The 25,929-nt window shown below is 63.0% G+C and carries 19 protein-coding genes, 2 pseudogenes and 1 riboswitch; of the genes and pseudogenes, 10 read left to right on the top strand and 11 right to left on the bottom strand.

All coding sequences use genetic code 11. The features are described from left to right. Positions 1 to 46 precede the first annotated feature (46 nt). The 6 genes from N4264_RS06585 (at position 47) to N4264_RS06560 (ending at position 7,969) form a co-directional block, all read left to right on the top strand. Positions 47 to 466: a response regulator gene (locus N4264_RS06585; RefSeq protein ID WP_261696266.1), complete on the top strand. Its 420-nt coding sequence runs from the start codon at positions 47 to 49 to the stop codon at positions 464 to 466. A 178-nt stretch (positions 467 to 644) separates the two neighbouring features. Beyond that, complete coding sequence (locus N4264_RS06580; protein ID WP_261696265.1) at positions 645 to 1,400, top strand: hypothetical protein; 756 nt, start codon at positions 645 to 647, stop codon at positions 1,398 to 1,400. Between the two features lie 357 nt (positions 1,401 to 1,757). Beyond that, a complete protein-coding gene (locus N4264_RS06575; RefSeq protein ID WP_261696264.1) occupies positions 1,758 to 2,846 on the top strand; it encodes a hypothetical protein in 1,089 nt (362 codons plus the stop codon). A gap of 264 nt (positions 2,847 to 3,110) precedes the next feature. After that, positions 3,111 to 3,206: riboswitch (S-adenosyl-L-homocysteine riboswitch) on the top strand. A gap of 13 nt (positions 3,207 to 3,219) precedes the next feature. Then, complete coding sequence (ahcY, locus tag N4264_RS06570; RefSeq protein ID WP_261696263.1) at positions 3,220 to 4,644, top strand: adenosylhomocysteinase; 1,425 nt, start codon at positions 3,220 to 3,222, stop codon at positions 4,642 to 4,644. 108 nt (positions 4,645 to 4,752) lie between these two features. Then, a complete protein-coding gene (locus N4264_RS06565) occupies positions 4,753 to 5,406 on the top strand; it encodes a phosphoribosylanthranilate isomerase (protein ID WP_261696262.1) in 654 nt (217 codons plus the stop codon). Between the two features lie 316 nt (positions 5,407 to 5,722). Then, positions 5,723 to 7,969: a hypothetical protein gene (locus tag N4264_RS06560; protein ID WP_261696261.1), complete on the top strand. Its 2,247-nt coding sequence runs from the start codon at positions 5,723 to 5,725 to the stop codon at positions 7,967 to 7,969. Positions 7,970 to 8,108: 139 nt separating this feature from the next. Here N4264_RS06560 and N4264_RS06555 read toward each other — a convergent pair whose 3' ends face one another. The 3 genes from N4264_RS06555 to N4264_RS06545 all read right to left on the bottom strand — a co-directional run bounded on the left by N4264_RS06555 (position 8,109) and on the right by N4264_RS06545 (position 14,350). After that, on the bottom strand, positions 8,109 to 13,028 hold the full coding sequence (locus tag N4264_RS06555) for a beta strand repeat-containing protein (RefSeq protein WP_261696260.1): 4,920 nt from the start codon (positions 13,026 to 13,028) through the stop codon (positions 8,109 to 8,111). Positions 13,029 to 13,051: 23 nt separating this feature from the next. Continuing rightward, complete coding sequence (locus N4264_RS06550; RefSeq protein ID WP_261696259.1) at positions 13,052 to 13,756, bottom strand: hypothetical protein; 705 nt, start codon at positions 13,754 to 13,756, stop codon at positions 13,052 to 13,054. 189 nt (positions 13,757 to 13,945) lie between these two features. Further along, positions 13,946 to 14,350 (bottom strand): hypothetical protein, encoded by a 405-nt coding sequence (locus N4264_RS06545; protein ID WP_261696258.1) that lies wholly within the window; start codon positions 14,348 to 14,350, stop codon positions 13,946 to 13,948. Positions 14,351 to 14,851: 501 nt separating this feature from the next. On the opposite strand from N4264_RS06545, the gene N4264_RS06540 reads away from it, so the two are divergent. Next, positions 14,852 to 15,646 (top strand): hypothetical protein, encoded by a 795-nt coding sequence (locus N4264_RS06540; protein ID WP_261696257.1) that lies wholly within the window; start codon positions 14,852 to 14,854, stop codon positions 15,644 to 15,646. A gap of 207 nt (positions 15,647 to 15,853) precedes the next feature. On the opposite strand, the gene N4264_RS06535 is transcribed toward N4264_RS06540, so the two are convergent. The 4 genes from N4264_RS06535 to N4264_RS06520 form a co-directional block, all read right to left on the bottom strand. Next, on the bottom strand, positions 15,854 to 16,138 hold the full coding sequence (locus N4264_RS06535) for a hypothetical protein (RefSeq protein WP_261696256.1): 285 nt from the start codon (positions 16,136 to 16,138) through the stop codon (positions 15,854 to 15,856). A gap of 321 nt (positions 16,139 to 16,459) precedes the next feature. Then, a complete protein-coding gene (locus N4264_RS06530) occupies positions 16,460 to 17,011 on the bottom strand; it encodes a hypothetical protein (RefSeq protein ID WP_261696255.1) in 552 nt (183 codons plus the stop codon). Positions 17,012 to 18,492: 1,481 nt separating this feature from the next. Continuing rightward, entirely contained in the window at positions 18,493 to 19,476 is a 984-nt protein-coding gene (locus tag N4264_RS06525; protein ID WP_261692799.1) for an IS5 family transposase, read from the bottom strand. Positions 19,477 to 19,597: 121 nt separating this feature from the next. Continuing rightward, on the bottom strand, positions 19,598 to 19,951 hold the full coding sequence (locus N4264_RS06520) for a hypothetical protein (protein WP_261696254.1): 354 nt from the start codon (positions 19,949 to 19,951) through the stop codon (positions 19,598 to 19,600). Between N4264_RS06520 and N4264_RS06515 the strand changes: the two are divergent. The 3 genes and pseudogenes from N4264_RS06515 to N4264_RS06505 all read left to right on the top strand — a co-directional run. Next, positions 19,950 to 20,693 (top strand): annotated as a pseudogene (locus N4264_RS06515) (IS5 family transposase); the annotation flags it as partial. The gene N4264_RS06520 and the pseudogene N4264_RS06515 overlap by 2 nt on opposite strands. A gap of 70 nt (positions 20,694 to 20,763) precedes the next feature. Continuing rightward, positions 20,764 to 22,267, top strand: a protein-coding gene (locus N4264_RS06510) for an IS3 family transposase (protein ID WP_261696253.1) whose coding sequence is annotated in 2 segments (ribosomal slippage) — positions 20,764 to 21,185 and positions 21,184 to 22,267 — 1,506 coding nt in all. Because the reading frame shifts where the segments join, the coding sequence is not laid out codon by codon here. A gap of 49 nt (positions 22,268 to 22,316) precedes the next feature. Then, positions 22,317 to 22,538 (top strand): annotated as a pseudogene (locus N4264_RS06505) (transposase); the annotation flags it as partial. 91 nt (positions 22,539 to 22,629) lie between these two features. Here N4264_RS06505 and N4264_RS06500 read toward each other — a convergent pair. The 4 genes from N4264_RS06500 to N4264_RS06485 all read right to left on the bottom strand — a co-directional run bounded on the left by N4264_RS06500 (position 22,630) and on the right by N4264_RS06485 (position 25,901). Next, complete coding sequence (locus tag N4264_RS06500; RefSeq protein ID WP_261696252.1) at positions 22,630 to 23,292, bottom strand: RHS repeat domain-containing protein; 663 nt, start codon at positions 23,290 to 23,292, stop codon at positions 22,630 to 22,632. A gap of 134 nt (positions 23,293 to 23,426) precedes the next feature. Beyond that, positions 23,427 to 24,556, bottom strand: a protein-coding gene (locus tag N4264_RS06495; protein ID WP_261693907.1) for an IS3 family transposase whose coding sequence is annotated in 2 segments (ribosomal slippage) — positions 23,427 to 24,295 and positions 24,295 to 24,556 — 1,131 coding nt in all. Because the reading frame shifts where the segments join, the coding sequence is not laid out codon by codon here. Positions 24,557 to 24,589: 33 nt separating this feature from the next. Then, positions 24,590 to 25,585, bottom strand: coding sequence for a hypothetical protein (locus tag N4264_RS06490; RefSeq protein ID WP_261696251.1), 996 nt, complete (start codon positions 25,583 to 25,585; stop codon positions 24,590 to 24,592). Between the two features lie 58 nt (positions 25,586 to 25,643). After that, positions 25,644 to 25,901 (bottom strand): hypothetical protein, encoded by a 258-nt coding sequence (locus N4264_RS06485; RefSeq protein ID WP_261696250.1) that lies wholly within the window; start codon positions 25,899 to 25,901, stop codon positions 25,644 to 25,646. Positions 25,902 to 25,929: the final 28 nt, after the last annotated feature.

Genomic DNA, 25,929 nt, shown 5'->3' with positions numbered 1-25,929 from the left:
CCGTATCCCGTGCCAGCCCACTGTCCTGCCGATGCCGGAAATCCCGGTGCCGGCCCACGACAGCCCCCACCGTCCGCGCAACGTGCTGATCGCCGACGACAACCGCGATTCCGCCGAGAGCCTGGCCCAGGTGCTGCGCTTCCAGGGCCACCAGGTGCGCATGGTGTTCGATGGCCAGCAGGCGCTGGACGAATTCAACCGCACCGCCGCGGATGTCGTCCTGCTCGATATCGGGATGCCCAAGCTCAGCGGAATCGAAGTCGCCCGGCTGATCCGCCACACCCCGCAGGGCCGCGACACCCTGCTGATTGCGATCACCGGCTGGGGCCAGCAGAGCGATCGCAGCCGCACCCGCGAGGCCGGCTTCGACCATCACCTGACCAAGCCGGTGGACCTGAGCCTGCTCACGCGGCTGATCAACGGGTTGCCCGATCCGGGCACCAACCAGTCCCTGCCGGCAGCATGAGCGTCATGTCCGCGTAGCTCTGCTGCGCCGCACCGCCGTCGCTGTGAGGGAGCACCAGGACGGGGTGTCAACGGTTGCGTGGTGGTCCAATCGGAAAGGCCGTTTCCGGTGCGACGAAGGTCGCCGTAGCCACGTCCTGGCAGCGGGGACTCAATCAAACTGGTCATCGAGGTTTACCATGACGATGTTGAAGCCAATTGCCCAGGCTACTGCCGCTGCAGCAATGTTCACCTTTTCCGTTCCTGCACTTTCCGCATCACGCATCGTGCCGGAGAATCCGCTGCAGTTCGAGCAGGTGCACCTGCGCCAGCGCGTCGACAGCTGCGTGTTCTACGAACAATCCGTCACCGTCTACATGCAGGGGCCGGTGATCTCGGTACGTCACTCGCCAGCATACTGCTTTACGCCAGATGATCCGGAAATCGTGGACATCTACCTCGGCTCTTTTCCGCCGGGCGAGTATCGCGTCGAGTACTACGAGGGCCAAGCTGGCACACCGATGGAGCGGATCAATTTTGTCGTTACCAATCCGGTGACCGTTGCGATATTCCCGCCCCAGCCGTTTCCGATCGCCGACTACAGCGGACATTGGTGGAGTCCCGGCGAGAGCGGCTGGGGCCTGACCCTCGACCAAGGCGTTCTCTATTCCCTGTTCGGCACTCTGTACGTCTTCGACAACAACCGCCTCGCCCATTGGTACACCGTGCAGGCGGGCACATGGGAAACGTCCACACGATGGCATGGTGAAATCGTGGAGTCTTCCGGCCCACCCTGGAGCGCGCCGAACTATGACGAGCGCGACGCAAACCACTCCGTCGTCGGCACCGCGGAATTCGATTTCTCCATGGAGCCGGGCCAGGAAGGCAAGGCCCGCTTCCGCTACACAATCAATGGAATTACGGCTGAGAAATCGATCGCGCGTTTTCGGCTCTGACGCCATCGTTCGACACGGTCGCCGATCAGATCGCAGACACCGGCATACGCCGTGCCGTACGGCACGGCAGCGCGAAACCATGCCGGGAGGGCCTCTTCGTTCGCCGCGAGCTTACTTTGCTTGCTCTCGCGGCACATCAGTTTCCCCTCAAAGTTGACACCGCTACAAACACACTTATTATCGATTGGTGGTTTGAGCAATGTGATTATTGCGGTCAATCCACGAACACCCTTTGAATCGACCACGCGGCACCCTGCATAAACGGGGGCGCCGATTTTTTGCGCGCGTCCGCAAAAATGCCGCATGGCGATGCACAAAGGTCAACAAGTTACGTGAACGCCAAATCAGGACAATGGAATGAAAAGCCTATTTGCTTCTGCTTTGCTCTTGATGGCCGCCACTCCGGCGGTTTTCGCGACGGATAACACGAGAATTCCACCGGACGGGTTTATTCGGGTTTCAGCATCCTTCTCGCCAAACTCTATTCTTGCAGGTCAGGCCACCACGTTTACCTGGCGCGGCATCGGCGCCGACTACTGCGAGATCACCGGCGTCCCCGGACTTGCAACCGAATCCAGCTTCGGCTCGCTGTCGCTAACACCGACAGCCAGCCTGCAGGCCCACGTTTACTGTGAGAACAATGAAACGGGAGCCGCGGGTGGCCGGACTGCCTCACTGACCGTGCAGCCCGGCAATACGCCGCCTGTCGTCAATGTCAGTTTCTCGCCGGCATCGATCTATGTCGGCGCAAGCTCCACGTTCAGCTGGAGCTCCCAGTACGCCACCAGTTGCAGCAGCACCGGCCTGGTTTCCGTGGCCTCCACCTCCGGCAGCGCGTCGGTCTCGCCGGCCTCCAGCGGCTCAGTCACCGTGACGTGCACTGGCGTCGGCGGCCAGACCTCCGCCACCGCCAACCTCACCGTATCGCCGGTACCGCCATCGCCGCCGTACGTGCACGCCTATGCCAGCCCGAGCTGGCTGACTACGCCGGGCTGGGTGTGGATCAACTACTGGTCGACCAACGCCAACTACTGCAGCCAGGGCGGCCCCAGCGGCGCCTACACGCGCTACTTCAGCTTCAGTGGCGTCGAGTGGATCCACTGCTACGGCCCCGGCGGCACCGGCTTCACGACGGTCTGGGTGACGGTGAGCGGCAGGTCTGCGGATGCGGCCAAAGCCGCGGCGAAGCCGGATCTGCGCGGCATCGGACTCGACCTGAACGGCAAGGGCATCACCTTCGCAACGGTCGACCTCAACGCCGACCGCGTTGACGACGTCATCGTGCACGACGCCCAGGAGCGCGAGATCTACGTCATCGTCAGCGACAAGGGTCACTACAACCTGGCCAAGGTGGTGGGCGATGTGGATCACCTGCAACAGGTCAAGGGCATCAGCGTTCCGACGAACGCCAAGGCCCAGGACTACGTGATCTCGATCGACCGCTGAGATAGTTCGTTGCGGCAGAGGGGGCCACGGCGTTCTCCGTGGCCCCTGTTCATTTGCAGCGCAGCAATGGGGTTAAGCCGCCTCCGACGATGCGAAACGGCGTCGAACGGACCTGGACTGAAGCCGTACGGGCGTAGATTGCGGCCAGACGCGGGATGCCGAGCGATTCGCCATGGCGGGCTCGACTGCAGTGTCAAGCCCCCGCCCGCCCGGCCCGCCTTATATCGCTCAATCCGGAACAAGCGATATAATTCGCGCCCTCCTCCCGCCGAGGGGCGCTGCAAGTTCGGTCGCGATGCTCGCGATGTGAAATCAGGCTCGGCGGATTTCGGGTCCATTCCGAAACCGCGCCCGCTCATCCTGGAGCCTTACCATGAATGCTGTCGTGAACCTCAAGAACGACTACAAAGTCGCGGACATGTCGCTGGCCGACTGGGGCCGCAAGGAAATCGAGATCGCCGAGCACGAGATGCCGGGCCTGATGTCGATCCGCAAGAAGTACGCCGCCGCCAAGCCGCTCAAGGGCGTGCGCGTGACCGGCTCGCTCCACATGACTATCCAGACCGCGGTCCTCATCGAGACCCTGGTCGACCTCGGCGCCTCGGTGCGCTGGGCCTCCTGCAACATCTTCTCCACCCAGGACCACGCCGCTGCCGCGATCGCCGCCGCCGGCGTGCCGGTCTTCGCCTGGAAGGGCGAGTCGCTGGAAGAGTACTGGGACTGCACGCTCGACTGCGTCACCCATCCGGGCCAGAAGGGTCCGGAGCTGGTCGTCGACGACGGCGGCGACGTCACCCTGCTGATCCACAAGGGCTATGAACTCGAACAGGGTTCGGACTGGGTCAACACCCCGTCGGCCTCGCACGAAGAGCAGATCATCAAGAACCTGCTCAAGCGCGTGCACAAGGAACGCCCGGGCTTCTGGACCAACGTCGTCAAGGAATGGCGCGGCGTCTCGGAAGAAACCACCACCGGCGTGCACCGTCTCTACCAGATGATGGAAGCCGGCAAGCTGCTCGTCCCGGCCATCAACGTGAACGACTCGGTGACCAAGTCGAAGTTCGACAACCTGTACGGCTGCCGCGAATCGCTGGCCGACGGCCTCAAGCGCGCCATGGACGTCATGCTCGCCGGCAAGGTTGCCGTCGTGTGCGGCTACGGCGACGTGGGCAAGGGCTCGGCCCACAGCCTGCGCGCCTACGGCTGCCGCGTCATCGTCACGGAAATCGATCCGATCAATGCCCTGCAGGCGGCGATGGAAGGCTTCCAGGTCGACACCGTCGAGTCGTCGCTCGGCATCGCCGACATCTACGTCACCACCACCGGCAACAAGGACGTCATCACGGTCGAGCACATGACCGCGATGAAGGACCAGGCCATCGTCTGCAACATCGGCCACTTCGACAACGAGATCCAGGTCGATGCGCTCAACGCCCTGGCCGGCGTGAAGAAGGTGAACATCAAGCCGCAGGTCGACAAGTACATCCTGCCGAACGGCCGCGAGATGTTCCTGCTGGCCGAAGGCCGCCTGGTCAACCTGGGCTGCGCCACGGGCCACCCGAGCTTCGTGATGTCCAACTCCTTCTCGAACCAGACGCTCGCCCAGATCGACCTGTGGGCCAACAAGGACGTCTACGAGAAGACGGTCTACCGCCTGCCGAAGAAGCTGGACGAAGAAGTCGCCCGCCTGCACCTGGAAAAGATCGGCGTGAAGCTCACGCGTCTGACCCCGGACCAGGCCGCCTACCTCGGCGTGGATGCCGACGGTCCGTACAAGCCGGAGCACTACCGCTACTGATCGAACAGCGCCAGCCGGTCCCGCCGGCCTGACGCTGATCGACACGGACGCCGCAGCCTCCGGGCTGCGGCGTTTTCCGTTTTACGGGAGCACAAGCCGGAACCGTCAATGACAACCGCGCCACGCATCAAGATCTGCTGTATCAGCAGCGTCGAGGAGGCCGCCACGGCGATCCGGCTCGGCGCCAGCGCGCTGGGGCTGGTATCGGCCATGCCCAGCGGCCCCGGTTGCGTGGACGAAAGCCTGATCGCCGAAATTGCCGCGACCGTGCCTCCGCCAATCGCCACCTTCCTGCTCACCTGCCTCACTGACGCTGAAGCCATCATCGCGCAGCAGCGCCGCTGCCGGACCAGCACCCTGCAACTGGTGGATGCGGTACCCCTGTCGACCTACGCCACGTTGCGCCGCGCGTTGCCCGGCATCAGCCTGGTACAGGTCATCCATGTTCGCGACGAAGGCGCCGTCGCCGAATCCAGGGCCATTGCGCCGCACGTCGATGCGTTGCTGCTGGATTCGGGCAATCCGACGCTCGCCGTCAAGGAGCTCGGCGGCACCGGGCGCGTGCATGACTGGGCCGTGAGCCGGCAGATCGTCGAACAGTGCGGCAAGCCCGTATTCCTGGCTGGCGGCTTGCGCGCGGACAACGTCGGCGATGCCATCCGGCAGGTCAACCCTTTCGGCCTGGATCTGTGCAGCAGCGTCAGGACCGACGGTGCGCTCGATCCGCGAAAGCTCGCGGCGTTCATTCGCGCCACGCATTGAACGCCTCCGCAGGCCACCCGTTTTTTCGACGCCGGCATCGGCCAGGGCGCCACGGATGCCTTGCCCTGTTGAGGTTTCCCGCTGATCAGGAACATCCCCGTATTCCGATTCATTCACTGTCGATCGCGTCCCGCGGCACGGGTGGCAGCGCTCCTTTCCCGGGCAACGTCCACGCCCGGCTGCTGGCGGCCTCCTTTGCGACACCCTGCAGCCCTTCGCCGGATCTCAATCGCTGAAACACCTACCAACTACGCTGGTTTCGCACAGTGCTGCGAGCTGCCCGAGAAGAAACTGTCGATATAACAAGGACTTCACCATGACACTACCAAGAACCGCCGCCATAGCCCTGTCGTCTGCGCTGGCCTTCGCACTCTGCCCGACGTCACAGGCCGCCTACCGTACGGACACGCCGCCGGTAGAGACACAGCAGGCGGCGACACCGCTTCTGACGACGCCATGGGCGAAGCGCAGCGTGCACGGCGCTATTGCCTATTTCCTGTTTCCGGCTCAATCGCGGATCGCCCGATACGATCTCGCGGCGCAGGCGTGGCTGAGCGACATCGCCATTGCGTCCAATGCGACGACGTTCGATGTCGATGCGGACGGTATCTACGTCAGTCTTTCCGACAGAGTGGTACGGCTGGACCTGGCCGGCACCACCTCGACCATCATCCCCTACATTCCTGGCGGCCAGTCGACGCTCGAGCTGGGCGCGGGCTTCATTCTTGTCGCGGACAACCGGAACGTGCGGACCTACGCCAAAGCCAACGGCGCACCGATCGGCTCCACGACCATCTGGTACACCGTTCGCGGCCCCTCCATCCTCAATGCGCTGGGGAAAATCTATGTTTCCTACGAGGGACTGAGCCCGAGCGACGTTCTCGTCGTGTCGGTCAACCCGACGACAGGGGCCGTTTCCGCGTCTGTGGAAAGCCCCTATCACGGCGCCTGGCCCGCGGGATCCCAAAATTACACCGGCGAACAAAGTACCTTTGTTGTCGACAACACGGGGACGGTGTATTCGGACCAGCTCATCTACCGCGGCAGCCTGGGTGGGAACATTGAAACCGCCGCCTTCCTGAGCGATCGCTTCGTGGTTCTGCGCGGCAATGAACTGGTGCTTTTTTCCAATGAGTTGCGCGAACTGGGCCGTCTGAGGGCCCCGGCAGGCATCACTGATCTGTTTGTCGGCAACGAGACCGTCTACGCGGCAACGGCAATGGGTGCCACTATCCTGCCGCTTGACCTGTCCACCTTCGTCAAGCCGACGCCGGTCAACGCGCGTCCATGGAGCATGACGGCGAAGCGCGCTGACGACGTGATCGACGCGAACGGCAGCGTGTTGTTTTTCTCCAAGTCCGAAAGCGCCGCGTACCGCTTTGATCCGCAGTCCTGGTCTGTGTCCGCGCCGATCGCGCTGTTGTCCGGCCCCGATCGCGTCACCTACTCAGCCACACTCGACACGCTGTTCGCCAGCTACGCCGGCGGCGCGATCTATGCGCACCCGCTCGACGAACCGGGCGTAGCCAACTACCTCACGAGCACGGCCTATACCCCGCACGGGCTGGCAAGCGCCGGCGAGTTCCTGCTGGCCGCCGATGACTCCGGCGCCTGGGCCAGTCACTACACCTTCGCCCCCAACGGCAACCGCATCAGCTGGGTGGAATGGAATTACCGGTCCAATACGTACACCTGGGATCCGATATCACGCAAAATGTACTTTTTCCGCAATGACACATCTCCGTCCGATGTGCATTGGGAAGAGATCAACAGCGCCGGCGAGATCGTCGCGGAAGGCGAGTCGCCCTATCATGGCGAAATTTCCACCGTCGGCCCGATTCGGATCTCGCCCGATCATTCCACGATTGCGCTGGGATCCGGCCAGCTTCTCTCGACCGCCGGATTGACCTTGACGGGCAATCTGCAGCGCCCTGTTGCTGATGTCGCCTGGTCGAAGGGTGATATTTACGCGCTCACCAGCGAATCTCCCGCGAGCCTGATGCGTTTCAATGCCTCCCAGAACGTGCTGTCGGCCGGACGCGTGCGTGGCACGCCGCGGCGACTGCTGCCGATGGCCGACGGCAATTTTCTCTACGTGGCGGATGTCGCCGGCAGCACGGTTACCGGCGTATTGGATCCGTTGCTCTCCCAGGCCGACGTTGCCGTCGACGCGCCGGCAATGGGTAACCTGACGGCTGGCGGCGCCACCATCACCGTGAATGTCACTGTCGGCAACAACGGCAGTGTGTACGCGCAAGGTGTGCGTGTCAGCGCTGATCTGAGCGCACTCCAGAACGTGACCTGGCGCTGCATACCCGAAGCCCTGGCAACCGGCTGCGATAACCAGCCGCACACCGGCCCGCTTGACCAGGTGCTCGAACTGCTCGACAGCGGCCAGGTGCGCTACGTCATCACGGGCACGGTGCCGGCATCGTCCGAAGGTACGCTGGAAATCCCCTTCCAGGCTTCGGCTCCCATCAATACCGCCGACCCCGAACTGCGCAACAACGGTACGCGCATCGTGTACCGCCTGGATCGTCTGTTCCACGACGGCTTCGAGTGATCCCGTGCCGTGCGGTCGCGCAAGCGACCGCACAATGGAGCCGCACAGCAATCGGCGAGGCCCGATCGTGCGGTCACCTGTGGTAACTACACGCCACGCACCGGGCACCTCGCCGCCTGGCGAGGTGCCCGGTTTCATCTCACGGCGGCAACAGCACCGCGCCGGCCGCTTCGCCGGTATAGAACGGCACCGGCTCGGCATTGCTGTACTGCACGACGTTGACGTTGGTGTTCGTCGCCACGAGGTGCGCGGTGAGCTGCGCCGCGGTGGTGCCGGTAAATCCTTCGAATGAACGCACGCCCAGGGAATTGGGCTGCAGCTGACGGATACGGAAGGAGCGCTGCAGGCTGTCGAAGCCGGGGATGTTGTTGCCGGCGACGTTCACCCGCATGTTGCCGCCGGCGCAGCTGTTGGAAGCCGGACAGAAGATCAGCGCAATCATTGAACTGACATTGGGCGTCGGTGCCGAGGCGGCATTGTTGCGGATCGTCGTCTCGATATTGCTGTTGCCGGTGCCCTTGTTGACCGAGATGAAAGTGCCGCCGATGTTGGTCATCGTGTTGCCGTTGGCCTGCATCACCAGCAGCGAACCCAGGTTGTCACCGATGCTGAAGTTCAGGCCGCTGGCGAAGCCGGTTCCGGCGACACCCGTGATGGTGTTGTTGTCCGAGCGACCGGAAACGGTCTGCGGCCGCGGTGAAGCCACGCTGTTGATCGTGGCAGCAAAGAACGTGGTCCCGGTGACGGTTCCCGTATTGCCCGACACCTCGTAGCGGTTGGACGTATTCGGATAGGCGCCGTTGCCGCCGCCGTCGTAGAACAGGTTCACCAGCGGCAGCCCGCCGACGTTGCCCGCATCACTCAAGGTGTTGTTCTGTACCGTCACGTTCGTCGTTCCGGTACCAAACACGTGGGCATGCACACCGCGCGACTGATTGCCCGTGATGGTCGAACGCGTCACCGTGACGGCTGCCGGGCCGGTGTAGGCCGTCGTGGTGGTCAGGTAGACGCCGTTGCCCGAAAGGTCCGCATCGACGTTGTTATAGGTCGATCCGGTGATGGACATCGCCGTGAAGCTGGCACTGCGCACGTTCGACAGGAAGATGCCGTTGCCGGTGGAACCACTGATCGTGCCGCCGCTGCCGTTGTTCGCGTTGGTGCCGTCGCCGAGCACGCTGAAGGTGCCAGAGGTCGGGTTTACGCCGCGCAGGTCGATGCCATACACGGCGCCGGTGGCGCTGATCGAACGGAACGTCAGGTTGCTGGTGTCGACCGTCGTCAGGGCCACTGCGGACGCCGCACCGGACGACACCGTCACGTTGCTGCCGGCGATGGCACCCACCGTCAGTCCGCTGGCATTGCTCGCGACCAACCCCTGGTTTGCGCCGGTCACCGTGATAGTGACGCCCTCCACGCGGCTGCTGCCCGCCATCGTCACCGTACCGGCCAGCGTCGGCCGCGTGCCTGCCGCCGGCAGCGCCACGCTGTTGGGTGCCACGGTGATCCCATACGCAGACAGCGCCGTCGCCAGGCCCACACCTTGCCCCGTCAGCTTCTGACCCGTGCGCAGCGACAGCGCGCCGGTGTAGTTGCCGCTGCCCGAGTGCACGAAGATCACGTCGTTGTTCTGCGGATTGGGCGCGACATTGGTGTTGGCCGCGATGAATGCCGCCAGGGTCGTGTACGGATGGCTCAGGCGGCCATCGCAGCTGGCACTGCAGGCGCCCGCGGCGCTGTTGACGAACCAGACGCGGTTGGCCACGTTCAGCGTCACCGTGCCGACCGAATTGCCGGCCGCATTGGTGATGCGATAGCGGAAGCTGTCGCTGCCGACGAAGCCACGCGGCGGGTTGTAGTTGAAGCTGCCGTCGGCCTGCACGGTCACGATACCGCCCTGCGCGCTGGCGCCGGTGCTTCCGACGGCCGTCTCGGCACCGGTGGCCGGACCGAAGCGGTCGATACTGCCGCCGTTCGGTGTGTCGTTCAGCAGCACGCCAGCCGCCGCGTTCGGAGCGATCGCGATATTTCCGGTCACCGCATACGTGTCGGCCGCGGCCGACGGTGCGGGCGCGACATGCGTGATGGCGATGGTGAAAGTCTGGTCCGCCGAGTCGTCCACGCCGCCGTTCGCGGTGCCGCCGTTGTCGTGCGCGCGCAGCGTGATCGTCACGGTGGTGGTGCCGGTCGGCGCCGTCGCCGGCGTGTAGGTCAGCGTGCCGTTGGCGGCGACCGCGGGGCCCGCCGAGAACAGCGACGGATGCGTGTTGCCGGCAACGACGAAACTGACGATCTGGCCCGATTCATTGCCTGGCCCCGCGGAAATGCCCGTGGCCCAGCCGGACACGCTCTGCGCGCCCGCATTGTCGTTGACCGCCTGATTGGCGCCCTTGGTGAAAGCCGGCGCATCGTTCACGGCGGCGACGGTGATCACGAAGGTCTGCGCCGCCGAGGTATCGACACCGCTGTTGGCGGTACCGCCGTTGTCGTGCACCTGTACCGTCACCGTCGCCGTGCCATTCGCATTGGCAGCCGGCGTGAAGCTCAGCGTGCCGTTGGCGGCGATCGCGGGTTGCGCACTGAACAGCGCGTTGTTCGTGTTGCTGACGATGAAGTTCAGCACCTGCGCCGATTCGTTGGCCGGGCCGGCACTCATCGCCGTCACCCAGCCGGCGGCGCTCTGCGCGCCAGCGTCTTCCAGCACCGAAACATCCGCGCCCTTGGTAAACGAGGGCACGTCGTTCACGGCGGTCACCGTGATCACAAAGGTCTGTGCGGCGGAAACGTCCACGCCGCCATTCGCGGTACCGCCGTCATCGTGCAGGCGCACCGTGATCGTGGCCGTGCCGTTGGCATTGGCCGCCGGCGTGTAGCTCAGCGTACCGGTGGGGCTGATGGCGGGCGCCACGCTGAAGAGGCTCGGATTGGTATTTCCTGTCACCTGGAAATCGAGTGCCTGGCCGGTATCGCCCGCACCCGCGCTGATGCCCGTGGCCCAACCCGCCACGGTCTGCGCCGTCGCGTCTTCCAGCACGGTCTGGTCCGCGCCCTTCGTAAAGGCCGGGGCGTCATTGATTCCCGTCGCCGTGATCGCGAAGGTCTGCACGGCAGAGGTATCCACGCCACTGTTTGCGGTGCCGCCGTCATCCTGCAATCGCACCGATACAGTGGCCGTGCCGGAGGCGCCTGCGGCCAGCGTGTAGCTAAGGTCGCCCGTCGGAGTGACAGCCGGGCCGCTGCTGAACAAGGCAGCGTTGCTGTTGCCGGTGATGGCGAACGTCACCGTCTGCGCGGACTCATCACCCGGCCCCGGCGAGATTGCCGTGGCCCAGCCGGTGACCGTCTGCGCGGCGCTGTCTTCCGGCACGGTCTGGTCTGCACCCTTGACGAAGGAGGGGGCGTCGTTGACCGCCGTCACGGTGATGACGAATGTCTGTGCCGGCGAGGTATCAACGCCGCCGTTGGCGGTACCGCCGTTGTCGCGCAGACGGATCGTCACCGTGGCCGTACCGTTGGCGTTGGCAGCCGGGGTGTACGTGAGCACGCCGGTCGCACTGACCGCCGGACCTGCGCTGAACAGCGTCGGATTGGTGTTGCCGGTCACCAGGAACGTGAGCGTCTGGCCCGCTTCGTCCGCAGGTCCCGCGGAGATGGCCGTCGCCCAGCCCGTGACGGACTGCGCCACGGCATCTTCCAGCACCGTCTGGTCCGCGCCCTTGGTAAAGCTCGGCGCCTGGTTCACGGCGCTCACGCTGATGACGAAGGTCTGCGTGGCTGACGTATCGACGCCGCTGTTCGCGGTTCCGCCATCGTCCTGCAAACGCAGCGTGACGGTGGCCGAGCCATTGGCGCCGGCTGCCGGTGTGAAGGTCAGCGTACCGTCCGCGCTCACGGCCGGCGCAGTGCTGAACAAGCCCGGATTCGAATTGTTCGACACGACGAAGCTGAGCGTCTGCCCGGACTCGTCCACAGGGCCCGCGCTGATGGCCGTGGCCCAGTTCGGAAGGGTCTGCGCGCCCGCATCCTCGAGCACGGACGGATCGCTGCCCTTGGTGAACGACGGCGCATCATTGACCGGCGCCAGCGTGATCGCAAACGTCTGCACGGCAGAGGTGTCGCTGCCGCCGCTGGCCGTACCGCCATTGTCGTGGATGCGCACGCTGACCGTGGCCGTGCCGTTGGCATTTGCCGCCGGCGTGAAGGTCAAGGTGCCATCCGCCGCTACCGCGGGCTGCGCGCTGAACAGCGCCGGGTTATCTGCGCTGACCAGGAAATCGACGACCTGCGTGTTGCCGTCGTTGTCGCGGATGTCGGTGGCCCAGCCGCTGATGGTCTGCGTTCCCGCATCTTCCAGGAGTGACTGGTCGGCGCCCTTGGTGAAGCCGGGCGTATCGTTCACGCCGCTGATGGTGATCACGACGTGCTGCGTGGGCGAGGTATCCACACCACCATTGGCCGTACCGCCGTCGTCGTGCAGCTGGATCGACAGCGTCGCCGTGCCGTAGGCATGCGGCGCCGCTCCGAAGCTCAGCGTACCGTCCGGCGCGATCGCCGGCTGCACGGTGAACAGGTTCGGTGCATCCGAGCTCACGCTGAAATTCAGCGCCTGGGTGTTGCCGTCGTTGTCCTGGATGTTCGTCGCCCAGCCGGCGAGGGTCTGGACACCGGCATCTTCCAATACCGACGGCGCGCTGCCCGCCGTGAAACTCGGTGCATGGTTGCGGTACTGCACCGGCAGCACGTACACGCGGCCGCCGGTGCAGCCATTGCTGTCTGATGCCGTGGCTGTGAAGGTGAAAGTGCCGGTGGCCGTGGGCGCGCCGGCAAGATCACCACCGGCGCTCAGATTCACACCCGGCGGCAGCGCGCCCGCGCTGAGTGCAAATACCGTAGCGCCCGCACCGCCGCTAGCGGCCAGGGTCTGGGAATAGCTGTCGCCACGCGTGGCCGCCGACAGCGTGGCGGGGGCGAGGCTGATGGTGGGACATTCGGGCACGGCGGCATGCAGCGAACCGGCCAGGAGGGCCGACAGGCTGCCGGCCAGCAGACGGAAATGGGACATGATGGTTCCTCGGCAGGCAGCGTTTATTCGACGTCGAAATGCATCAGCTCAACCGGCGTGGTGCCGTTCAGGCCGATGTAGAGATCGTCGAAGAAGGCCGAGGAGGCCGCGCTGCCGGCATTCACCCGGCGCACGGTCCCGCGGATTTCCACACTGGCCGCTACGCTTCCGGGCGGCAGCAGGAAATGCGCATCGCCGACGCGGTACCAGTAGGCATCGTCCGGCACGCCAGGGGTGAGTGTCCGCCCCTGATTGCCGCCCGTGCCGGGGATAAAGCTCGTGCAGGCGGCATCGCTGAAGAACCGGATTTCGACCTGGGCATTCACCGAGCCATCAGCGGTGTTGCCCGCCGTGGGGATGCGGATGCGGCCACCATAATTCGCCTCGGTGACCGGCGTCGCCCCGCCATTGAGCACGACGCACTGCCGCACGCTGGCCGCGGCGCGGGCTGCCGGTTGCGTAGCGAGCAACGCCACCTCGCCCGAACCCGATCCGACCATGTTGCCCACGTCGGGCGTCCCGTGCGTCAGTACTCCGGCGCCTGCCGGATCCGGGCTGGCGGACAGCTGCAACTGCCAATTGGCGGCAATCGGCGCCGAGAAATTAGGATCCTGGACGATATTGGCCGCATGGCCGATGCCAGGAAGTGCCAATCCGCTACCGACCAGTGCGCACGCCAAGGCGCGGCGGCGCGACCAGGCGGTCGCCCGGAGAAAGTACAAGCGCATAGTTAACCCCCCGTTTGGGCCCGGGCAGTCGTTGCCGGACACCGTTGCGGCCGAGATGAAATCGATCGTCGAGCCCGCCAAGTATTCCCGCAATCGGGGGGCTGGTCAAAAAACAATCCGTTACAGAACGCTGCTCGCCAGGATATGGGGGTAGCGATCCACCGGGCGTAGCAGGTATCGGCTGATCCCCTACGGAAATTCCCGCAACGGTACGAACGGCCCGAAGAGGCACGGCTTCCCGGTGCAATAGAAGACCGAACCCGAGGTGCCTTCGTCGCGGAATCCGACTGCCGTGACGCCACTTTCCGGTGAGTACCACAAGGAGAGCACGGCGCTGGTCGACAGCACGTACGCCAACGGCTCGCCTTCCTTGTTGCGACGGTCGGGAATAGCCACGACCAGATCAACCGGCGTTGGCACGAGAAAGGTCTCGATGCCCTCCTTCACCTTGTGGTACTCGAAATCGCCCCACCGCCACGACGATTTCGATCGGTAATCGGCCTTGGGAACCACCACGGACAGCAGTCGCGTCGCAACGACGTGGTAGTCGTTGTCGAGCGGCGTCCCCGCCGCTTCCTCAGACCGATCCCACACCGAGACGTGCCGCAGTGGCGGGTCGGTGTCGAGAAATCGCGGAGTTCCATCCGCATTGTCTGGGCGGTACGCAGGCAACTGGCACCGGAGCAACGAACGCAGAATTGCTGGCAGGCCCTTCAACGGGCGTCGAGCAATCGACAAATGCTTCGGAGCAGTCGTCGACTGCTTCGGAACACCGCTGCCGGAGGCGAGCGGAACGCGCCCGCCTCCGGCACAACAATGCCAGTGCTTCGATGAATCGGAAGGACGTCCCTTCGGAAGGAGCCTGCGCAGGGTCAATGGTCAATGGGCCGCTACCGTGGCCACGGGGCGGAATGGGTGCCGGGCTGGGGCGACTCAGTCGCACCGCACCGCTCGTCAGCAGTGGGTGCTGGTCGGAATCCGTTCGCGAGCGGTTTCCGACCCTGACTCGATGCCCCGGCACCGGCGGATTCAACGGCAAATGTCACCAGAAACACCGTCGGTGGTGTCGCGCGGCGGGCAACCTTTCCGGCCAGGATGACCACCACCGTTTGCCACCCTGCCCACGCCAAAGGGCGACGGTGTTTCCTGTGGCATTCGCACGATCGCGTGCGGCGGCCTTCGCAGCGCTGGTCACCGCAGGTGATCGCACCGTCGGGCTGTATTGATCACGGCACCGCCCTCTTCGTGCGGTCGCGCTTGCGACCGCAGCTACGATCCTGTTTTCACACGCTGCCGCTGGTAATCAGCGTGACTCTCCAACGTGGTCAACGCATCGACGAAATCGGTGAGCTGGGCGACCACGAAGCCTGCGTCATGCATCAGGTCCACTCTTCGCACCCCCTCGCTATCGGCGGCCGCGCGCACCAGGTGCGCCACAGTGCGAAGGCTGGCGAGCGTGGCATCGCGCACATGGCGTGCGGCGCGGAGAATGTGCGCAAAATCGTGGTGATCTTCCGCCAGGACCTGAACCAGCACATCGTGGATGCTGTATCCGGCCGGGGCGCCGGGCTGATCATCGTCATCACGAAAGTCGCTCATACGCCCCTCCCCGATGGTGCCGGAACCGTTGCGCCCGGCGACGACGGGGCGAAGGAAGAACGAAGCGACCACCGCCGCCGGCGCGAAGGCCAGCACAGGCGACGGGTACGACGCGACGGCAAACGTTCGCGCAGCGCGAACAGGCGTTCCATGCAGGGAGACATTGCGGGTGTCCTCGACGAGCGTGAATGTACCCGTCACCCGACCCGAGAGGTGACGGACGGCGCATGGTTGGTCTACCGGGTTCTGGACCGGCCAGCATTGCTGCTGCCACGCGCCGCCCGCCATTGAAACCGGAATGGTATCAATAGGGCGCCCAGCCGACGATGGCGGACGCAAAAAAATAGCGCCGACATCGACGGATGGGCGCTTTTTGGCTGCGCCAGAACACCAGGAGACCAATCCTGGACTGCCGAATTTGCGGCAGCGGCGTAAGTGTGGATAAGGGCGTCGGCGTATGTCAACGCCGGTAAACGTACGCTGGCCGATGCGCGTGCGTTACGCTTCGCTGACGGCCAATGGAAATTGCAGGAGAATGTTCCACAACGCAAACAATTCCGCCCCACTCGGCGCCCAGACACAGATGCCCGGTCTGGACAATCGCAAATACTCTGCCGTCGTCTTCGCAGACCGCGCATCGTGTTCCGGCGGGTGAAGCAGGCAGATGTCCCTGCCGATCACATCGAGCTCGCAGATTTCGACGACACTGTCGTGGCAGGAAGCAAGCACCTGCGTCCCCAACACGGTCCACTTCTGTTCCGATTCCCAGAACAACAGGACCATGCTGGAATCGTCGCCAACGACGCCACGAACAACCTCTCGCCGCTCTGCCGACGCACTCTCGTAGTGCGCACACCGCAGCGAAAACAGCTTGTGCTGCTGCGCACGCCGAAGGATCCGGTCACGCCGAAATGCGCGTATCCCGGCAGGTGTGCGGGCAGTGTCAACAGCGGTCATGACACCGTCGCCAGTGACGTGTTTTCGCAGCGCTTCCATGGACTACGCCTTCGCTGAACCCGCGTAGAATGCGACCGATCATCACGCATTTGCGATCCCCAGGTACTTCAGCGGCGGGCTCGTAGCAGAGTCCGCCGCACGACCGTGTTACTCGCCCTTGCCGGCTTCCGCGGGCTGGCGATGAACCAACTCGAACTTCTCGACACCCAGATCAACACCGGACCCGATGACCGACACGCTCCTGATCTCAAACGTACTCGGGATCGTGACCGACGTATCGTTCACTTTCAGCAGCATTTTGTCGGCATCCGCAACCTTGAATGCCGAGAACGTGATCGGCTTGTCGCCTTCCGCCGTGACGTCCAGACGCCCCTTCTGACCCGTGATGCTGTCAGACACGATCGGCGTCACGCCATGGGTCTTCCGGTCAACGAGGAAGATGATCGAGATCATCGCGCGCCCGTCGCCTTCCCCAGGCCCGTGAAGGTTGATGCGCCCGATCGAATCCCACTTGTCCGACTTCTTCCCGTAGACCTTGCCGAACCGGAAGGTGGTCACCAGGCCGTCGAAGCGCGCGAGATCCTGGCGCTCCCAATCGGTGTACTGGCCAACGTCCCCGCCCAGATTGAAGCGGTAGCGTTCAGCGACCTTGTAGTCGGCGGTGCCGGCGGAGGCTGCGCTGGCGAATAGCGCGAGCATGGATCCTGCAATCCACGATTTCAATGAGTTTGCCATTTCTCCTCCCGTTACGTCCGTTGGTATTTCAGGGCACCAATCGAAATGCGGCGCGAAGAATGATCACGGACCTCTTTCCAAATCGCAGCGAGAGGCGCCAACGCGAATTCATTCGGCATGGTACGTAATGGACGTCACGCAAATCAGCCGATTCGCGTATCCTCCCGCGCCCCATTCCAGGCGCATTTGTCACTGCCATGCTCAACCCGGAAGAATCCACCGAACATCCCGCCGCGCCAGACCCCAACAGCATCCGTCGCCTTCGCGCCGCTCTCGAGGATGTGCGTGCCCGGCAGCGTATTGCGGCTGGTGCTGCCGTCGTTGTTGGTGTCGTGGCCGCGAATTTTTCGCGTTTCGCGATACCAGTGCCCTGGTACCTGATGGCTGTCGTCGGCGCAGGCGTCATTGGGACGGCAGCGATTCCCCTGTTGCGCGCGCGGTGTCCGAGTTGCCGTGGCCGATTCGTGGGGCCGGCGAACGTGTTCCGCAATGCCGAGTCGGCCCGATGCGCCAGCTGCGGATTCGATGTCGCCACACACCTGCCGCGCTACGGCCGGCATTGAGGATGGCGGGAGATCAGCGAACGGTTAGCTGGGTGGCAATGGCGAACTGATCGCTCTTCTTGCGTGAAGCAAGCCAGCACGCGCACCGGCAGCACGTGCTGGCCTGCGCACTACCGGCATGGCGCAGGCAGCATGATCAATCTCGTTGTCCTGACGGATCGGGCACAACCGCATCCAGCGCTCAGCCACTTCATCCGCGGTCCATGTGGATGCGGTGCCACATGCGCGACAACGTGCATGTGGTTGCTCATCACGGCGTAGGCGTACACGCCAACGGCGCAGATTGACGCCAGTTCATACAGGCGGTCTTCGATCCATTGCTTGCGGTGCCCAAAGGTCTGGCCTGTGAAGTGATCCTCTCCGCACAGGAACGCCCGACGGACGCAGCGGGAGATGCAGTGGAAATGGCCGGCAACGCCGGGGGGAACGAAGACGTGTCTGGGGGCTCATGGCGCCACTATTTCAAGCCGGAACCGCCGCCGGAATCGGTTGGATTCCGGTGGCGGGCTCGGAAAAGTCTGAAACCTGGTTGGCGCGGACTTCGCTGGATCTGGCTTGGATCTGCGTAGGCCTGGATCTGCGTATGGATCAGTTCGTCGTAGGCTTTGATGTTATCGAGGCCGCGTTGCAGCCTCCTCATTGTGCAAGGTGAATACGATCTCCTCGCCAAACTGTTCGAAAAGATAATTTCTAGCCTCTTCAGGCCCATCAGAGTAGAAGCTTATCCTTTTTCCAACACTGTTCGGATCTTTAGGGAAAGTCTGAACAAGCCTCGAAAACTGCTTGTCTGAAGACTCGGTCGCATGCCGGTGGTGATGAAAATCGGTTCAGAGCGAACGAGATTGCTTTGCAAAGGCTGCAAATAGCAGCCTTTTTAACGCGCTATGCCACCTTCGGACGCAACTCGCCCGTCATCGCCAGCAATCGCTTTCGCGCCATCCACAGATTCGATAGCGCGAACAGCGTCAGGATCTGCGCCGTGTTCTTCGCCAGTCCCTTGAAGCGCACCTTCACGTAGCCGAACTGACGCTTCACGACACGGAACGGGTGCTCCACGCGCGCGCGAATACTCGCCTTGCGCTTCTCCGCTTTCTCGATCGCACGCTTCTGGCGTCCTTCCGGCATTGCCTTCACGCTGCTGCGTCGACGAGCAATCTGCCAGTCCAATCCTCGGCGCGACGAATGCTTGTCCGCGCCCGTGTAACCGGCATCGGCATAGACCACGCTTTCCTTGCCGTGCAGCAGATACTCCGCTTCATTCACATCCGCTTCGTTCGCTGCGGTTGTCGTCACCGTGTGCACCAGTCCGGAGTCGACATCCACGCCAATGTGCGCCTTCATGCCGAAGAACCACTCATTCCCCTTCTTCGTCTGATGCATCTCCGGATCTCGTTCACCTCCGGCGTTCTTCGTCGAGCTCGGTGCTGCGATGATCGTGGCGTCCACCATCGTTCCGCGCTTGAGCATCAGCCCTTTGCGCGACAGATAGCCGTTCACTCGAGCCAGAATCTCGGCACCCAGCTCGTAGGTTTCCAGCAACCTCCGGAAATTGAGAATCGTCGTCTCGTCCGGGATCGGCTTCGTCAACGATAGGCTCGCGAACTGGCGCATCGACGCGATCTCGTACAGCGCTTCTTCCATCGCCGGGTCGCTCAGCCCGAACCAGTTCTGCATCAGATGAATCTTCAGCATCACCTTCAGCGGATACGGTCGCCGCCCATTGCCAGCCTTCGGATACACCGGCTCGATCAAGTTCAGCAGGATCGTCCAGGGAATAACCTGCTCCATCTCTGCCAGAAACACCTCGCGGCGGGTCCGTTTGCGCTTGCTCGCATACTCGGAGTCGCCGAAGCTCATCTGGTCCATGCGCGTGCCTTTGTGTGGGAGGGTACTATCTCAACACAATCGGGTCGGACTTGTTCAGACCTTCCCTAGACCAAACAATTGCTTCATAAAGCAGTTTTGGGCGCTCCGACATACCAATTCCTCACTTAAATGGCGCAAGACAGGCACCACTATCGCAGAACCCACCGATAATTGTTCCAGGGCTATTAAGAACTCCCGTGATCTGAGCCGGCGTCATTTCTGGGAAATTGTGCACCTTAACACCAGGCATGTTGCCGAATGTTGCAACGTCATCCATATACATCGCCATATCAGCACTGAAAGTACCGTCCGCACTTCCATGCGCGCCCGAGATGATATTCACGTCCCCCTTGAACAACCCGCTATTAACATATCCTACAAAATCTTCCTGGGCGATGCGCCCGCTTGGGAAGGTCTGAACAAGTCCGACCCGATTGTGTTGAGATAGTACCCTCCCACACAAAGGCACGCGCATGGACCAGATGAGCTTCGGCGACTCCGAGTATGCGAGCAAGCGCAAACGGACCCGCCGCGAGGTGTTTCTGGCAGAGATGGAGCAGGTTATTCCCTGGACGATCCTGCTGAACTTGATCGAGCCGGTGTATCCGAAGGCTGGCAATGGGCGGCGACCGTATCCGCTGAAGGTGATGCTGAAGATTCATCTGATGCAGAACTGGTTCGGGCTGAGCGACCCGGCGATGGAAGAAGCGCTGTACGAGATCGCGTCGATGCGCCAGTTCGCGAGCCTATCGTTGACGAAGCCGATCCCGGACGAGACGACGATTCTCAATTTCCGGAGGTTGCTGGAAACCTACGAGCTGGGTGCCGAGATTCTGGCTCGAGTGAACGGCTATCTGTCGCGCAAAGGGCTGATGCTCAAGCGCGGAACGATGGTGGACGCCACGATCATCGCAGCACCGAGCTCGACGAAGAACGCCGGAGGTGAACGAGATCCGGAGATGCATCAGACGAAGAAGGGGAATGAGTGGTTCTTCGGCATGAAGGCGCACATTGGCGTGGATGTCGACTCCGGACTGGTGCACACGGTGACGACAACCGCAGCGAACGAAGCGGATGTGAATGAAGCGGAGTATCTGCTGCACGGCAAGGAAAGCGTGGTCTATGCCGATGCCGGTTACACGGGCGCGGACAAGCATTCGTCGCGCCGAGGATTGGACTGGCAGATTGCTCGTCGACGCAGCAGCGTGAAGGCAATGCCGGAAGCCCCTTACGTCAGACTACTTGTCGCCCCGATAGAATCGTACCCCTGGGGCGAAGGACAAGAACGTGGCTCGATACGGAAAGGCGTTTAGGGACCGGGCGGTAGCGCGATTGCTGCCGCCGGAAAGTGCGGACGTGAATGTGGTGTCGCGCGAGATCGGCATCTCGGCGGATACATTGGAGCGGTGGCGCGCAGAGGCGCTGGCCAGTGGCCAGAAGAACGGCGGTTGGACAGCCGGAGCGCGCTTTGAGGCATTGCTGACGACGGCGGCAATGAGCGAGGAAGAGAAGAACGCGTGGTGCCGGTCGCAAGGGCTGTTTCCGAGCGAATTGGCGCAGTGGCGTGCTGCCGCGACAGGAGCCCTGGAGCGGCCGGACGCTGCACAGCAGGTGCCGTCGGAGCGGCGTCAGGTAAAGGAGCTGGAGCGCGAGCTTCGTCGCAAAGAGAAAGCGTTGGCGGAGACGGCAGCTCTGCTGGTTCTGTCAAAAAACTCGAGGCGATCTTCCCCAAGGACGCGGACGAATGATCGCGATGGAAGATCGCCGTTGGATGGTAGAAGCCATTGATGAGGCGCACTGTAGCGGTGCCCGCCTGAGCGTGGCGTGTTCGCTGGCCGGGATCGACATTCGCACGCTGCAGCGATGGCGCCGCGACGGTGGGTTGGAGACCGGTGACCGTCGCCCGATGGCCGTGCGGCCTGTGCCGGCACATGCACTGACGTCGCAAGAGCGTGCAGCGATTCTGGAGATCGCCAACGAACCACGATTTGCCGCCTTGCCGCCGGCGCAGATCGTCCCGCGACTGGCTGATGAGGGCCGCTATGTCGCCAGCGAATCGAGTTTCCATCGCGTTTTGCGCCATAACCAGCAGACCACACACCGCGGTCGCGCGAAAGCGCCAGAACGGCGCAGAGAACCGACAACCCATATTGCCACCGCGCCCGGCCAAGTCTGGTGCTGGGACGTGACCTGGTTGCCGTCACGCGTGAAAGGCCAATGGTTCTATCTCTACCTCATCCTGGACATCTACAGCCGGCATATCGTCGGTCATGAGGTTCAGCAGGTCGAATCCGGTGAGCACGCCGCCCACCTGGCTAAACGCGTCGCGCTGGCCGAAGGCGTGCACACGGCACTGAACAAACCCGTCCTGCATGGCGACAATGGTGCCAGCCTGAAGGCGACGACAGTGCTGGCCATGCTGCAATGGCTGGGCATCGCGCCGTCGTACTCACGTCCGCGCGTGAGCAATGACAACGCGTACGCCGAGTCACTGTTCCGAACCGCCAAGTACCGCTCCGGATATCCGCCGGAAGGATTTGGCGACATCCAGGCCGCTCGTCGGTGGGCAGCTGACTTCGTCCATTGGTACAACGGCGAGCATCGGCATAGCGGCATTCGGTTCGTTACGCCAGCCCAACGTCATCGTGGCGAGGACCATGCCATCTTGCGTGCCCGTCACCACCTGTACGAATCGGCGCGAGCACAGAATCCGCGTCGATGGTCTCGCGGTGTTCGCGACTGGTCGCCCACGGGGGCCGTGACGCTCAATCCGGACAAGTTGGTCAATTGATCAAAGCAGGCGACAAGTAGCTTGACGTGTACCGGAAGGACGCCAGAAGCGTGCGATCGAGAAAGCGGAGAAGCGCAAGGCGAGTATTCGCGCGCGCGTGGAGCACCCGTTCCGTGTCGTGAAGCGTCAGTTCGGCTACGTGAAGGTGCGCTTCAAGGGACTGGCGAAGAACACGGCGCAGATCCTGACGCTGTTCGCGCTATCGAATCTGTGGATGGCGCGAAAGCGATTGCTGGCGATGACGGGCGAGTTGCGTCCGAAGGTGGCATAGCGCGTTAAAAAGGCTGCTATTTGCAGCCTTTGCAAAGCAATCTCGTTCGCTCTGAACCGATTTTCATCACCACCGGCATGCGACCGAGTCTTCAGACAAGCAGTTTTCGAGGCTTGTTCAGACTTTCCTTAATGGATCCAATTCCGGCACCACCGCTACGAATAAGCGCATTCCGCGTGGCAAGTCTTTTGGCGAGGACAATCGGCCCACCCATTTGATAGACCGCCCAAGCTGAATTGCCGTCTGAGCCATACGCCGCGCCGCACACCCCTTTTCCACGTTCGCAAACGGACCCCGTCTCGGCCGCGTACCCCGTCGGATCCGTCCCACTCAACGGATTGTTGAGAATGTAGCTATACGGATTCAGCGACTGCGAGTTCTCCGGGAACTGGATAAACGGATCCACCGACATGAACTTGCCGAACCGGTAGTCGTAGGCACGGCCGTTCATGTGGATCAGACCCACGTCGCCCAGGTGCTGGTGCCCGGTGAAGCCCAGGTGCGTCGTCGTCAGGTTGGTCTGACCGCTGGGCTTTGGACCGTTGGCCGGGCGCATGGCGAAGGCCCAGTCGCGCGCCTGACCGAAGGCATCGAAGGCGAGTGCTGATGCGGTGGACTGGTTGACGTCAGTGGCCGGCTGGCGGTAGTCGCCGTTCTTGTCGAGCATGCCGAGCGGTGAGCCGAGGCGATCCATCGGGCGGTAGTACGTGCCGAGGTCGGTGATGGTGCCGTCGCTTTCGCGCTTCTTCTTCAAGATAACCACGTCGCCCAGTTCGTGGCGCAGGGTCTTCTCGTTGATGTTGGACGCGCTGTATTCGCGTTCGACGGCAGAGGTGGCTCCGCTTGTTAGGACAACTTCCCGTCGTTGTTAAGTGAGAGTCTGCGGAGTTACGCGGCCTTCTTTTGCGGCAGCGCAGTGAAGTAGGCGTCGTCCGGCGTGCGTCCGTCAAGAGCACTGTGCGGTCGGCGTTGATTATAGAACGTGAAGTATCGGGTCAAACGCTGCGTTGCCTGGGCGATCGATTCGTAGGCATGTAAGTATACCTCTTCATATTTGACCGTTCGCCAGAGTCGCTCGACGAAGACGTTGTCACGCCATGCGCCTTTGCCGTCCATGCTGATCTGGATGCCGTTTTGCTGTAACAGACCGGTGAAGGATTCGCTGGTGAACTGGCTTCCCTGGTCTGTGTTGAAGATCTCCGGCTTGCCGTGTAGATCAAGCGCTTCCTGCAGCGCATCGATGCAGAAGTCAGTCGTCATCGTGTTGGACAATCGCCACGCCAAGACCCGGCGCGTGTACCAGTCAATTACTGCACAAAGGTATATAAATCCCTTTGCCATTGGAATGTAGCTGATGTCCGTCGACCAGACCTGATTGGGACGATCAACCCTCAATGCGCGCAGCAAATATGGATAGATTCGATGTGCCGGATTGGCCGTGCTCGTACGGGGAGCCTGGTAGAGCGCTGCTATGCCCATCTTGCGCATCAGCGTGGCAATGTGCCGTCGTCCCGCGACATGACCCTCTTGCCGCAGCAGATCACGCAGCATGCGCGCACCGGCGAACGGGTGCTCCAAGTGAAGCTCATCGATCCGGCGCATCAACACCAGGTCGGCAGGCGACGTCGATCGCGGCAGGTAGTACACGCTCGATCGCGATAGGTCCAGTATTTCCGCCTGTCGGCTCACCGGCAGGACATGATCGCGATCGATCATCGCTTGGCGCTCGCATCGTCCAGACGACCGAGCGCGACGGCCAAAAAATCGTTCTCCATCGTCAGCTGGCCGATCTTGGCTTGCAGGGCCTTCACATCCACGGTTGGTGTGGGTTCTCGCTCCTGCGAGCCGCCAAAGGCCTCTGCGGCCTTCTCCAGCAGCTGCGCCTTCCACTGCGTGATCTGATTCGGGTGGACGTCAAATCGCTTGGCCAACTCGGGCAGCGTCCGGTCCCCCTTCAAGGTCGCCAGCGCCACCTTGGCTTTGAACTCTGCCGAGTGCTTCCGGCGGGTACGTTTCATCGATTGCTCCTTTCTGGGCGCCTCGGCGCCTCGTCATTGGAGCAGATTCCCACTTAAGCTGCTGTCCGAAATTGCGGAGCCAGCTCTGCCGCCGGGGCCGCGATCGAGCATCATCTTGAGTACGCCGCCGGCGTGGACGGTTTCGCGCAGACGCGTTCCGGTCGGGGAATAGTCGAAGGCGGTGTTCTGGCCGTTGCGGCTGATCAGGCGCGGGCGGTTGGTGTGGTCGTAGTCGATCAGACGGTCAGGCTCGTCGGCGCTGTTGCTGCTGCGGGTCAGCGTGAGGTTGCCGTTTGCGTCGCAGCCGGCGTCGATGGTGCCGGCGCCGCCCATGCGGGTGATGCGCTTGGCGACGTTCGGTCCGCAGCTGGTCGCTCCAGGAACGTTCGGTGCGGGGGGCAGCGTGTAGGTGTATGACTGCGCGTAGTCGGTCTTCTGGGTCAGGTTTCCGATCTGGTCGTAGCTGTAGTTGACCGGTGCCGCCGTGGTGGGGCTGGCGGACAGCAGGCGCTGCAGGCGGTCGTAGCCGTAAGACTCGGTGGCGGTGAACGGCGCGACGGTGGGACGGCCGCGTTGCTGCGTCGCAAGGTTGCCGAGGGCGTCATAGGTGTAGTTCACCTCGTCCAGCTTGGCCGACGCCGTATCGCAATGGCGGTGCCAGGCCCGCTTGGCAGACTGGCCCGTCTTGGGGTTGCTGCTATAGAAGCCGCAAACGCCGTTGCCGTACTGCTGGCGGGTCGGCTGGCCCCAGGCATCGTAGCCGTCGATGGACCACAGCCAGGCGCCGTTGTCGTTGTCCTGCAGATCGATCACTTCGCCGTAGCGGTTGTACTTGGTGCGGATGCGCAGGCGGCTGTCGTTGTAGGTCACGCCTTTTACGCGGCCGAAGTAGCGGTCGTAGTGGGTCGTGACCGACATGGCCGTTTCGGCGCCCTGGATATTGATATCCGGGCGCGACCACTGCTGCGTGGTCTGTGTATACGGGCGGCGCAGCTCGTCGTAGGTGGGCTTTCCTTCGAGTACTGACACTAACCAGGACAGCCAAGAATAGGCGTTTTCCGAGTGATCGCAGAGACGCGCCCGGCAATCAGCTCATGTTCCACGAGTGAACTGCGGGTTTCCGCCCTCCGCCCTTCAACCCGCACTGTCCCAACTCCTTCGCCTTGTCCACGAGCGCCTGAACGGAACCGATGGCGCGCCAGTAGCGAGTCTCGATCGTGAACACCTCGGCGGTCCATTCATCGGGCGTGATGCCGAGAGATCGCAGCACCTCGGGTGGCTTACCCGTCAGATGTCCGCGCTTGTCTGGGCAGCGTTTGCGACCCGTCCAATCAACCAGCGTCACGTACTGCGCAACGGAAACTGATAGCGAG

The organism is Tahibacter amnicola (assembly GCF_025398735.1).
Taxonomy (GTDB): domain Bacteria; phylum Pseudomonadota; class Gammaproteobacteria; order Xanthomonadales; family Rhodanobacteraceae; genus Tahibacter; species Tahibacter amnicola.
This window is presented reverse-complemented; position numbering and strand designations above follow the sequence as displayed.